Source organism: uncultured Polaribacter sp., from assembly GCF_947497695.1.
In the GTDB taxonomy this organism is placed as follows: domain Bacteria; phylum Bacteroidota; class Bacteroidia; order Flavobacteriales; family Flavobacteriaceae; genus Polaribacter.
The window spans coordinates 296531-309894 of sequence record NZ_CANMHM010000003.1; the positions used below are offsets into that span (position 1 = coordinate 296531).

Here is a 13364-nt window from a genome sequence, read left to right on the forward strand (position 1 = left end):
ATAGAATTTAAAAGCATCTTTCATTCATTTGAAAGATGCTTTTTTTATGTTGTTAAAAATAGTTACTTAAAACTGTTCTATTTCCAAACCAATTAAAGCTAATTTATGCTGTTCAGTTTCTAATGCTTTTAATAGCGTTTCTTTTTGAGATACAAAAAACTCTTTTTGAGTTTCAAAAATTTCATTATAATAACTAATTCCCGCCTCTAAATTATTCTTAAATTTCTTTAAACCTCTTACTTGCTTTTTATCAAAATGTAGTTTTAATTCTTCTACTTTATCTTGTAAATGAGTAATATAAAGCGATAATTCTTTCACAAATACATTAGGTCTGTCAGTTCTTGTAATCATATTTTTTCTGCCATAAATATGATCTGTAATTCCACGTAAACTAATTATTTTATCATAATAAGCCATATTAGGTCCAGGACAAACAGAAACCCCATCACCTACTTTTTTGGTACTTAAATTGTTAAGTATTAAGGTTGATGTACCTAAACCAACACAAATACAAGATTTTTCGGTTACTTTTTCTACTCTTTTTTCTTTTTCTTCGGATGAAATTTCTAAAGCATCAATTTCTTTTAACTTTAAATGCTGATATTCTCTTGAAGCTGTGCACAAACCAGTTTCTTTAAATTCATAATTTAATTGAATAAATTTATTCGGACAAGAAGTTCCTGGTCTTCCTTTGTTTATCAATTTTTGCCTATGCACATCTTTTGTATTTCCTTTTAAAGTGTTAAAAGCAACACCTAAAGGAGAGCTATTGCTTAAGTACAAATCTTTTTCTTTTGCATTTACCAATTGATTCATTGTTTTTTCATCTACACTTGTTGCTTCTGGTACTAATAAAAAAGGACTTCCCCAACCTACAGAGTCTAATTGGTATTCTTCCATCAAAAAAGAGTGTTCTTCATCAGTACCTACTCCTCCTTGTGTTGTTATTTTTAAATTTAATTTGTTTTTTGGTAAAGCTCTATCTGCATCTTTTAAAGCTTGCAGCATTAACTGATGCGTTTGATTGATTAAAGTTTCTTTATTTTCTTTAAACTCCTTTAAAACTGGCCCCATTAAAAAACCATCGGTTGCAAAAGCATGTCCCCCACAATTTAAACCAGATTCAATTCTGTATTCTGAAACCCACAAGCCTTTTTTAGCCAAAAATTTTCCTTGAATAAATGCAGACCTATAGTCACTTACTTTTAAAATAATTTTCTTTTTAATATTTCCATTTTCATCTGGGTAAAAATCATCAAAACTACTCATATAAGTATACAATCTTGGATTCATCCCTGCAGAAAGTATTAATGATGAAGATAATTTACTTTCAGAAAATCCTCTTAATGCTGCATGAGCATCATTATATTCTATAGGTAATAATTCTTTATTAAGGTAATTACCTTTATCAATTTTGGTCATAATATTCACATCAATACTACCTATTGATAAGTTTTTATGCACCCAATCTTTAATTATAGAAAAATCAACTTTTTCTTCTATCAATTTTAAAAACTCTTTTTTTAAGGAAGAATACTCTGGCAACATATCCATATATTCTTTTAGAGCTTTACTTTTTTCTGAAGTACTATTTTTTAATTGATTAAATTTTTTTTCAGTTTGATCGTGTAATAAATTTAAATAGGATGTGATTCTTTTTGCTCTAAAATCATCTACTTTATCTGAGATTTCTTTGTAGGGAATTTCAAATTTTTCACTATATAATTTTCGCATTTTTTCTACAAGGATATCATCAACCAAAGAAACAACAGAATCGATACCAAACTGTGCTACTTTTAATGGAGAATCTATTGTAAAACCAATTCCCATAACAGGAATATGAAACGAATGTGCTTTTTTTGTCATTTAATTTAACTAATTTTTTAATTAAGCACGCAATGTATTTCTTTAAAAAACTTAAAAATATGATTATTATCATCTTAAATTAAATGATTTACACTAAAGTTAATTAACAAACATATTTTGGTTATTCATATATAAACCCACTAGAATTAAATTACCTATAAATTTCACTTTTCTTTAATAGCTAGCCATTTTCTTTTGATTATTTTTGCTAAAAATTTATCATCTTGAATAAAGTATTCTTTTTATTGCTGATTTTTTTTTCGTTTATGTCATTTTCTCAAGAAAAGAGAAAAATAGAATATTATGCAGAACTACAAGATGCTGATGAAGAAAAATATCCTGGGGCAACACTGTTAATTGGTAATGTTAAAATGATGCATGATGGAATTGTATTAACAAGTCAACAAGCATTGTACTACAAAGACAAAAACTTTTTTAAAGCGATTGGTAATGTACTTGTAAAACAAGGAGATACCATTACACAGACTAGTGATTATACAGATTATGATGCAAATTCTAAACAAGCACTTTCTTGGGGAAATGTTGTTTTAAAAGACCCATCAATGACTTTAACTACAGATACATTGCATTTTGATCGATTAAATCAAAAGTTATATTATAGAAGTTACGCTACCATAAAAGACCAAACAAATACTTTAAAAAGTAAAAACGGAAACTTTTATTTAGAAGATAAAAAGTTTACAGCAACTACAAGAGTTACAGTAGTAAACCCAAAACATCACTTAGAATCGAATCATTTAGATTATTATACAAATTCTGGTCTTACTTATTTATATGGACCATCAACAATTACAAATACTCAAAATGCGAATAGAATTTATTGTGAAAAAGGGTTTTACAACACAAAAACAGATATTTCTCACTTTGTAAAAAACGCAAAACTCTATTTAAAAGAAAGAACAATTGAAGGTGATAGTTTGTATTATGATAAAAATAAAGGCTTTGCATCTGCAACCAACAATATACAAGTAATAGATACTGTTCAAAACTTTATTACAAAAGGAAACTATGCAGAAATATTTGAACTAAAAGATTCTCTATATATTATAAAAAGAGCGGTTGCCATTTCAATTGTAGATAATGATTCTACCTTTATTCATGGTGATACTATTTTAGTAACAGGTAAACCTGATGAAAGAATTGTAAGAACTTTTCATCATGTAAAAATTTTTAAATCTGATTTACAAGGAAAATGCGATTCTATTCACACAAACAAAGCAACAGGAATTACAAAAATGTTTAAAAACCCTGTAATTTGGTCTGATAGAAACCAAATAACAGGGGATACAATTCACTTAACATCAAATATTGAAACAGAAAAATTAGATTCTTTAAAAGTGTTAAACAATTCATTTATCGTTTCAATAGATTCTATTTCTAACATCGATTTCAATCAAATAAAAGGTAGAAATATGTTTGGTAAATTTAGAGATAATAAATTGCATTTACTTTTAGTAAAAGGCAATGCAGAATCTGTTTATTTTAATAGAAATGAAGAAACCCAAGTTTTAGAAACGATTACAAAAGAAGGCTCTAGTAATATAGAATTTACTTTAGAAGAAGGCCAAATTAGTACTATTAAGTATTTAAAAGAATCTGATGGAAATACCTATCCTCCATCAAAATTACCTGATGATGTTAAAAAACTAAATGGATTTATTTGGCGAGAAGATGAACAACCTAAAAAGAAGGAGGATATTTTTATTAAAGATGATAAAAAAAAGGTTCCTTCACAAGAAAGTGCAAAACAAGTTAAATCTTCAGCAATTATTGATGAAAAATTAGTTGCAAAAACCAAAAAAAATCAAAAGTTAGAAAGTTCAAATATTTCTACTCAAAATAAATAAGCTTGAAAAAAGATTTTTTTAAATATCAGGCACAAACCTCTCCTCACCCACTTGCTATAGAAATTTCTAAAGCCAAAGGGAGTTATATTTATGATACTTCTGGTAAAAAATATTTAGATTTTGTTGCGGGTGTTTCTGCAAATAGTTTAGGTCATAATCATCCAAAAGTTACCAAAGCTATTAAAAATCAACTAGATACTTATGCTCATGTAATGGTTTATGGAGAATTTATTCAGCAACCACAAGTAGAATTGTGCAAATTATTAGTAGAAAATTCTCCTAAAAACTTAAACTCAGTTTACATTACTAATTCTGGAACAGAAGCTACAGAAGGTGCTTTAAAATTAGCGAAAAGAGTTACAAAAAGATCAGAAATTATTGCTGCCAAAAACTCTTATCATGGCAATACAATGGGTGCAATGAGTGTATCTGGAGTAGAAGAACAAAATGCTGCTTTTAGACCTTTAATACCTGGTACAAAGTTTATAGCTTTTAATTGTGATTTCTGTTTAGAGAAAATAACAACAAAAACGGCTGCTGTACTATTAGAAACCATACAAGGAGGAGCTGGTTTTATTGAGCCAACAAATAATTTTTTATCAAAAGTAAAAAAACGCTGTGATCAAGTAGGTGCACTTTTAATTTTAGATGAAATACAAACAGGAATTGGAAGAACAGGTACTTTCTGGGGATTTGAAAATTACAATGTTACTCCAGATATTATAATTACTGGTAAAGGTTTGGGTGGAGGAATGCCAATTGGTGCTTTTATTGCCAATTTTAAGTTGATGAATTTGTTAAAAAACAACCCAAAACTAGGACATATTTCTACATTTGCTGGTCATCCTGTAATTGCTGCTGCAGGATTGGCAACTGTTACAGAAATTATAAAGACTCATTTAATTAAGGATACACTTAGAAAAGAAAAATTAATTAAAAAACATTTAAACCATCCTGCAATTTTAGAAATTAGAGGAAAAGGATTGATGTTAGCAGCAATTTTAGAAACTCCAGATTTAGCCGTAAAAGTGATTCATCAATGTTTAGAAAATGGATTAATTTTATTCTTTTTACTTTTTGAAGGCAAAGCGATGAGAATTACACCACCACTCACAATTTCTGATAACGAAATTATAAAAGGATGTAAAATTATTTTAAAGAGTATTGAAGATATGTGTATTCAAAAAAAATAAAGACGTCTTTTTTCTTTATTTTCCATTGCATTAGTTTATTAGAATCAACCAAAAACACTTCTTAAACAAGTAATAAAGCAGTCATTTTAATCTATATCGATTATATATTTATAAAAAACTAAAAAGGGTAATTCATAAATTATGAATTACCCTTAGATTCAATCAACCATTAACAAAATAGTAGATTTTATCTTATTTTAGTTAAATTATCTAGTTACAGTCCCTTTTGGTAGTGTAGATAAATTTTTATTTAATGCGTGTGTTGTTGGTGCAGTTTCTTGACCAGAAACACCTAATAAAGGCTTTATAGCAAAAGGTGCAGGTGAATCATCTGGAGAAGGTTCTATACTAATTACAGCTGTTTTACCTCTAACATCTAAAGGAAAAGTAACTCCTGTTGGTGCATTTAAGAAAAAATCTTCTCCTGGAACAGGAGGACCAGCATTACTTTGCGTTCCACTAAACCCGTTAGAATCGTCTCTATCTGTAGTACTTGTAAATGTTCCTGTAGAAATTGGCACACCATCTACAACAACCCAACCTTCGTATTTCCATCCAGCAGCTAATGTTGGTAAACTTAATCCTTCTGTTGGTGGTGCTCCAGGAGTTCCAAACCAAATACCATAAGCATCATTTCCGTTATTTCCAGAACCTGCAACTTCATCTGTAGGAGTTCTTAAGAAAAATTTTCCAGAAATATCATTAAAATTATTGGCATCTGTAGTTACTGGGGCAACCCAAACACTTGCAGTATTTCCAGAAAAATCTCCTGCTAAAACTTTAGTATCTGCTGGTGCTAATGCTGCTGCTCCTGTTTCACCTGCTGGCTCAATAGATAATACAAACCTTGAAGCAGTTTGTAAATCACTAATAGCTACAGTATAGCTTTGTGGAAAAGATACGCTTGTAAAAGTACCTGTACTTACTGGACTTCCATCTACAATTAACCAACCTTCATAAACGTAATTAGAACCTAATGCTTCTAGGCCTGTTAAGTCTACTGTTAAACTTCCTGTGGTTGCTACTGTTTCGTCGTTATCATTACATGCTACAAATAATGTTGCAAATGTAAATGCGATTGCTAAATTTAAAATTTTTTTCATCTTTATTAATATTTATGTTAATGTTGATGACAAAATTAGCAGTTAAAAGAGTAACAAAATGTTAGCTAGCGAACACTTATGCAATATTTTGAAGTAATCTTATTTCTTTTCTATTAAAAGTGATTAAATTTTCCTCTTTTAACTCGTTCATTAAAACGTTTAAGTTAGATCTAGAAGTGCCAATTAATGAGGCAATATCTTTTTGTGTGTAAGGATGTTCTATTACTTTATCTCCTGTTTTATCACAATCATGTCCAAATTCTTCACATAATTCTTTCATAAATTCTAAGAAACGAGTTTTGGTATCTTTAAATAAAATAAGTTGTAACCTTCTTTCTAATTTTTTAAAACGAAGACCAAGAAATTTATAAATCTTTAAACTAAAGGTTTTATTATCTCTCATTAAATCGTGCATTGTCTCCACTCCTATTGGGCAAATTGAAGTGGATGCATCTACAGATTGTGCAAATTCATTTCTTTTTTCTTCGCCTAAAATTGCTTTTTCTCCAAACAACTCACCTTTGGTAAGAATTGCTTTTACAACTTCATTACCATCTTCTGTATAATAACCAAGCTTTACTTTTCCTTTTTCTATTAAATAGACCTTACTAGCTGAATCTTCTTCAAAATAGATATAATCGCTTTTTTTATAAGCATCAAAAGTGTGACATTTTTTATGCTTTTTAAATTTATGAGGACAAATAAGATTGAATAAATTTACGTTATCAAAAAACCAAAGAGAGTTCATTTTTTTTAATTTAAATTGTTCTTTTTAAGTCTCTATAAAATCTATATTCTTACAAACAAAACTTAATTTAAAAGTAATTTTATCAACAATAATAATGTTAAAAAATAAAGTGAGAAAGATAAAGTTTTGTTTTTGTAAACTGGCAACTAGAGTGTTTGTTAAGAACTATTAAAAATAGATGTTTTTAACACGTAATTTAAGTTAGTTTTTTGAAGAATATTTTTAAATCAAAAGAGAAAAAAATATTTTGGACTGATATTAACCAATTTAAAACTTATTAATAAAAAAACCTTTTAAATTGATAAAGTATATCAACTTAAAAGGCTTAAATATATTGTGTAAAATTACTTTTATTATCTTATTACCAAAGTGTTACCTTCATATATGATGTTTGAACCTAAGCTATTTAATCTTTTTAAATCGTAAATAGAAACGTTTAATTTTTTAGATATGCTAAACAATGTATCTCCTTTTTGTACAACATATTCATTAGAGTTTTCATTATAGTTAGAACTTACATTAACATAACCATTATTTAGTATAATTTTTTGATTTACTTTTATCAAACCATAATCAATATTAGGATTTAGCTTTTTTAATTCTCCTACATAAATGCCATACTTTCTCGAAATTGAAAAAAAAGTTTCTCCTTTTGCTACAATATGAAAATTATCACTAGTTGCATCTACAGCATTACTATGACTAGGGCTTGCAGCAACAATAGGGCTATAAGATTTCTGTTTAGAATTTTCAGGAATAGACTCTACAATTTCTCCTGTTTTAATATTTACATAAGCAGTTTGGCCTTCTAAAATAACTTCATAAAATTCATCACCACTATTTTCCTGAGAAAAAGTACTTAATGAACAAATGATAATAGATATACAAGTAATTATTTTTTTCATATTTTAAAATTTGTAATTATTGAATAAATGATGCCGTTTTTAATATTATTTTAACGTCAAAGTGATTTTAATATTAATTTTAATATTTATCTCGCAATTTATGACGCTATTTTTTAATATAAAAATTTTAGATTAAAAAAGAACGAAGTATTTGTAGTGATTTTTTCACTCAATTTTATACTTAATACATTCAGTCTTAATTAATTTATAACTTAATTTTATAATATCTTTAAATATAAACAAAAAAAATAAATTAATTATAATTTACAAAATGAAAATGTAAAAATTTATATTATTCTAATGAAAAAAATGTTATTTGAGGTTAAAAATCGATAGGGATTTTGAATTTATATGGTATTTATTAAAATACACAATTTAGTATTTTTTAAAATTTGTAACAAATACAATAAGTTAATTAAAATTATAAATTATTTAATAATATTTAATTTGTATTTTACATAACTTCTTGCTAATAAGTTTATTTTCATAGGATTAGAGATACGAATTCTAGTATCCATAATATCTTCAAAAGGAACATTGTTTAATTTTTTTAACAACCTTCTGTAATATCTATAAGCCATATAAACCCCAAATTTTGCTTCTACAGGTAACTTTAAAATTCCGTTTTTGTAAGCAAAATCAAAGTCTGCTTCTATATCGTCTATAATTATTTTTTTGGAATTTGCATCTAGCTTACCTAAATCTACATTAGGAAAATAAGAACGATTTAACACTTCATAATCTGCCTTTAAATCACGTAAAAAATTGACTTTTTGAAAAGCAGAACCCAAACGCATTGCTGCATCTTTTAATTCGTTAAACTTATCATCATCACCATTTACAAAAACTTTTAAACACATTAAACCAACAACATCTGCAGAACCATAAATGTAAGCATCATATTCTTCTTTAGTTTGATATTCTGTTTTGTATAAATCTGCCTTCATGCTTTTAAGAAAAGCATCTACCATTTCTTGGGGAATGTTATATCTATTAACCGTTTGCTGAAAAGAGTTTAAAATAGGGTTTAAACTAATTCCGCTTTTAACAGCATCGTAATAATCTTGTTCAAACTTTAAAAGCAGGGTTTCCTTATCAAAATCATGAAATGTATCTACAATTTCATCGGCAAAACGGACAAAACCATAAATATTATAAATATCTTTTCTAATATTTTCTGATAGCATTTTAACAGCTAAAGAAAAGGATGTGCTATATTTGGTGGTAACCAATTTGCTACAATCATTAGAAACTATATCGAATAATTCTTTCATTTACTTATTGGTTTTTAATGATTAATTCTGATGCTAATTTACCCGAAATTAAAGCTGGTGGAACTCCTGGACCTGGCACTGTTAATTGCCCAGTAAAATACAAATTATTTACTTTACTACTTTTTATTTTTGGCCTCAAAAAAGCGGTTTGTAAAAGTGTATTAGCCATTCCATAAGCATTTCCTTTATAAGAATTATACTCACTTTTAAAATCATTTACACAAAATGATTTTTTAAATAATACGTGTTTTTTAAACTCTTGGTTTGTTAGTGTCTCAAACCTATCTATAATTTTATGAAAATATTGTTCTCTTAATGCCTCTGTATCTTCAATACCTGGTGCTAAAGGGATTAAGAAAAAACAAGCTTCTTTACCTTCTGGTGCAGAAGTTTTATCTGTAATGGAAGTAAAATTAGCATAAAATAGCGGATTTGATGGCCACTCTGGATTGTCATAGATTTCTTTTGCATGTTGATCAAAATCTGTGTCAAAAAATAGAGTATGATGACTTACATTTTCTATTTTTTTATCTAAACCTACGTAAAATAGTAAAGAAGATGGTGCAAAGGTTTTTTTAGCCCAATAGTTTTCTGAATATTGTTTTACACTACTATCTAATAAAGTTTCTGTATGATGATAATCTGCACCACTTAAAACTAAATTTGTTTTAATTTCTTCTCCATTTACAGACAAACCAATAACATTTTTAGAACTGTCTGTAATAATTTTATCTACGTTTGCATTGGTTTTAAAATGAACGCCTAAACTATTTGCTAAAGCAACCATTCCTTCAATAACCTTGTACATTCCTCCTCTTGGATGCCAAGTACCAAGTCCAAAATCTGCATAGTTCATAAAATTATAAAATGCTGGTGTATTACTTGGTTTTGCTCCTAAAAATAGCACTGGAAATTCTAAAATTTTAATCAGTTTACTATTTTTAATCTTTTTTCTAACTTGTTTTCTTATAGTAGAAAAAAACTGAGAAACTCTAGCAACTGTTGTTGTATTTACTAACTCTAGTGGAGAAACTCCTGGTTTATAAACTAAATCTTTAATAGCAGTATCATAATTTGCTTTTGCAGAATCTAAAAAGGCCTTTAAATGTTTTGCACTTCCTTTTTCTTCTTTTTCAAACAAATCATAAATCTCTTTTAATTCACTTGAAATTTTCATCGAAGATTGTGCTCCAAAATAAACTTCATATCCAGGATTTAATTTATCTAAAGTATAATAATCAGATGGTTTTTTACCAAAATCAGCAAAAAAGCGTTCAAAAACATCTGGCATCCAATACCAAGAAGGACCAATATCAAACGTAAATCCGTCTTTTTTAAACTGTCTTGCTCTACCTCCTAAAGTATCATTTTTTTCTAATACTGTAACGTTATATCCTTCTTTTGCCAAATAGCAAGAAGCTGATAAAGCAGAAAAACCTGAACCAATTATATAAATATTTTTACTCATATTAATTTTTGTTTAACAAATATACTAAAGAATTAAACGATTTGAAGTTTTTTGAAAAAATTATAATACTTTTAACAAGTCTTTTACAGAACTGTATCGTATTATTTTTGAAGAAAAGTTTAATTGATCTAACAGTTCTGTTTTTCTACCAATTGCAATTAATTGATGAGGAGTGCCTTTTAAAATTGCATCAATTTCCTTAAAATAATCGTGAACTTTATCATCATAAGGCATTATAGTCATGGAAGTAACAAAGCATATTTCTCTTCCATTCTTAAAAAAATAATCTAAATTATCTAAAGGAAGACTTTGTCCTAAATATATAGTATGATTCCCTCTTAAAATCAATTCATAATTAAGGTATAATAAGCCCAACTCATGAATTTCATTTTCTGGTAAAAACAACACATAAGTTTTGTTTGAAGTAGTAACAGCATACTCTAATTTTTCTGAATTTATTTGTATTTTCTGGGCTATCAAATTAGATATAAAATGCTCATGTGCAGGCATTAAAGTATCTGTTTGCCATAATAAACCTATATGATTTAAAAAAGGAATAAAAACATCTTTAAATACTTCTCTAAACGTTTTTTTATGTAACAGTTTATTATAGGTATTATTGAATAGTACTTTATCAAACTGAAACATTGATAATTTAAAAGCGTTGATTGCTTCATCATCAATTGCTGTACTAAAAGCCATTTCTCTTGTATGAAAAAGAAGCTCTTCATCCGTCATTTTTGCAATCTTAGAAATCTTAAAATTATTGTTATTTAACAAAACAATATTTAATAACTTTAGCAAATTTGTATTTGAATAGTAGCGTATGTTTGTATTGGTTCTTTTGGGTTCTAATAGATTATAGCGTTTTTCCCAAATGCGAATAGTATGAGCTTTAACTCCAGATATATTTTCTAGATCTTTAATCGTAAAATCTTGCTTAATACTGTTCAAAATATTTAATTTTTAGTTGAACAAATCTAAAGAAAAAACTAATAAAATAGTATTTTTTATTAAAAATATAACATTTCATTTTTTTTAATTGATTATACATCAAATTAATAAGGATTAAAAATGTGCTTGAAACTTATGTGTTTTGTCATTTTTTTAAGAATCTTGTTAACAAAACGAAAGTTAATTACAAAGTTTTAGCTATTTTAGTTTTCTTAAACAAAATGCAGTTATGAAATATATTTTGACCCTTTTATTTGTTAGTCTTTCTTTTACAGTAGTTGCCCAAGAAAAATCTAATTTTTGGGATCATGTAAGATATGGTGGTGGTTTTACAGCTGCTTTTGGTAATCAAACAACCATTGGTATTTCACCAAGTGCTGTTTATCAATTTGATAACGGATTTTCTTTAGGGGCAGGTTTCACTTATTTATACACAGAAATTAGTGATTTTTCTACAAATGTATATGGGGGAAGTGTTATTTCTTTGTATCAAATTCCTAAAATAGGCATTCAACTTTCGGGAGAATATGAATATTCATTTGCAAACCAAACCGATAGTTTGGGAAGTCAAAATATAAATTTCCCTGCATTGTATATTGGGGCAGCTTATAACCAAGGCCCTTTTGCATTTGGTTTTAGATATGATGTTTTATATAATGATAATAGAAGTGTTTATGCATCTGCATTCTCTCCAATAGTACGTTTCTTCTTTTGACCTTTTCTACAATAGAAAACATTTAAAATACTTAATAGTTTTAAGCTGATTTTGTTTTTACTATTTAAAAGCTATATTTTTAAATAAATGAAATTGGCACATTACAATGCTCCTTAAAATAACAATCAATTTTAAATAAAGAAGTACTAAAAATTGATTTATTTTTGCATAACTTATGATTACACAAGACCAACTTAAAGATATTAGTACCAGAATTGAAAAATTAAAAGGGTATTTAGAGATTGATAAAAAATTAATTGAAATTGCCAACGAAGAAGAAAAAACAGCAAACCCTAATTTTTGGAACGACCCAAAAGCCGCAGAAATTCTAATGAAAGAATTGCGTTTTAAAAAAAAGTGGGTAGATGATTATTATAAAACCATTACTTTAAATGACGACTTAAATATACTGTATGATTTTTTTAAGGAAGATGAAGTTGATGAAAATGAAATTATAGAGCAATTTGAAAAAACAAGCACGTTTTTAGAAGATTTAGAATTTAGAAACATGCTTTCTGATGAAGGAGATTCTTTATCTGCAACCATACAAATTAATGCTGGAGCTGGAGGAACAGAAAGTTGCGACTGGGTAGAAATGCTGTCTAGAATGTATTCTATGTGGGCAGAAAAACAAGGTTTTAAATTAAAAACACTCAATTACCAAGCTGGTGATGTGGTTGGTATTAAAACCATTACTATAGAAATTGAAGGTGATTATGCCTTTGGATGGCTAAAAGGAGAAAATGGAGTGCATAGATTGGTACGTATTTCACCATTTGACTCTAATGCAAAAAGACATACTACTTTTGGTTCTGTTTATGTTTTTCCAGTGGTTGATGATTCTATAGAAATAGAAATAAACCCTGCAGATATAGAAATTGTAACAGCACGTTCTAGTGGTGCTGGAGGACAAAATGTAAATAAAGTAGAAACCAAAGTGCAACTAACACACAAGCCAACAGGAATTCAGATTTCTTGCTCTAACTCACGTTCTCAACACGATAATAGAGCTACAGCCATGAAAATGCTAAAGTCTCAATTATATGAAATTGAATTGCAAAAGCAACAAGCTACAAGAGATGAAATTGAATCTGGCAAATTAAAAACAGAATGGGGAAGCCAAATTAGAAACTACGTAATGCATCCTTACAAATTGGTAAAAGATGTTAGAACTGCTCATGAAACAGGTAATGTAGATAATGTGATGAATGGAGATATCAATCCGTTTTTAAAGTCTTATTTAATGCTGAATGGGCAAAAAGATAGTTAG

At 27.9% G+C, this 13364-nt stretch carries 11 protein-coding genes; 4 read left to right on the forward strand and 7 right to left on the reverse strand.

The annotated features are described in order from the left end of the window. Positions 1–66 precede the first annotated feature (66 nt). Positions 67–1866 carry a hypothetical protein gene (locus tag Q0731_RS05625; protein WP_299061049.1) on the reverse strand — a complete coding sequence of 600 codons (1800 nt, stop codon included), beginning with the start codon at positions 1864–1866 and terminating at the stop codon, positions 67–69. A 266-nt stretch (positions 1867–2132) separates the two neighbouring features. Between Q0731_RS05625 and Q0731_RS05630 the strand changes: the two genes are divergently transcribed. Next, positions 2133–3734: an OstA-like protein gene (locus tag Q0731_RS05630; protein WP_299061052.1), complete on the forward strand. Its 1602-nt coding sequence runs from the start codon at positions 2133–2135 to the stop codon at positions 3732–3734. Positions 3735–3736: 2 nt separating this feature from the next. Next, the gene (locus Q0731_RS05635; protein ID WP_299061055.1) at positions 3737–4927 is read left to right on the forward strand and encodes an aspartate aminotransferase family protein; all 1191 of its coding nucleotides are present in this window, start codon (positions 3737–3739) and stop codon (positions 4925–4927) included. A gap of 206 nt (positions 4928–5133) precedes the next feature. Here Q0731_RS05635 and Q0731_RS05640 read toward each other — a convergent pair whose 3' ends face one another. The 6 genes from Q0731_RS05640 to Q0731_RS05665 form a co-directional block, all read right to left on the reverse strand. Continuing rightward, a complete protein-coding gene (locus Q0731_RS05640) occupies positions 5134–6030 on the reverse strand; it encodes an anti-sigma factor (protein WP_299061058.1) in 897 nt (298 codons plus the stop codon). A 76-nt stretch (positions 6031–6106) separates the two neighbouring features. Then, complete coding sequence (locus Q0731_RS05645; protein WP_299061059.1) at positions 6107–6778, reverse strand: Crp/Fnr family transcriptional regulator; 672 nt, start codon at positions 6776–6778, stop codon at positions 6107–6109. 353 nt (positions 6779–7131) lie between these two features. Further along, a complete protein-coding gene (locus Q0731_RS05650; protein WP_299061061.1) occupies positions 7132–7683 on the reverse strand; it encodes a LysM peptidoglycan-binding domain-containing protein in 552 nt (183 codons plus the stop codon). Between the two features lie 428 nt (positions 7684–8111). Then, complete coding sequence (locus Q0731_RS05655; RefSeq protein ID WP_299061064.1) at positions 8112–8957, reverse strand: phytoene/squalene synthase family protein; 846 nt, start codon at positions 8955–8957, stop codon at positions 8112–8114. 4 nt (positions 8958–8961) lie between these two features. Further along, a complete protein-coding gene (gene crtI, locus Q0731_RS05660; RefSeq protein ID WP_299061067.1) occupies positions 8962–10425 on the reverse strand; it encodes an NAD(P)/FAD-dependent oxidoreductase in 1464 nt (487 codons plus the stop codon). Between the two features lie 60 nt (positions 10426–10485). After that, positions 10486–11379 carry a MerR family transcriptional regulator gene (locus tag Q0731_RS05665; protein ID WP_299061070.1) on the reverse strand — a complete coding sequence of 298 codons (894 nt, stop codon included), beginning with the start codon at positions 11377–11379 and terminating at the stop codon, positions 10486–10488. A gap of 229 nt (positions 11380–11608) precedes the next feature. Here Q0731_RS05665 and Q0731_RS05670 point away from each other — a divergent pair, with 229 nt between their 5' ends. Next, complete coding sequence (locus tag Q0731_RS05670; protein WP_299061073.1) at positions 11609–12094, forward strand: hypothetical protein; 486 nt, start codon at positions 11609–11611, stop codon at positions 12092–12094. 175 nt (positions 12095–12269) lie between these two features. Next, positions 12270–13364, forward strand: coding sequence for a peptide chain release factor 2 (prfB, locus tag Q0731_RS05675; RefSeq protein ID WP_299061076.1), 1095 nt, complete (start codon positions 12270–12272; stop codon positions 13362–13364).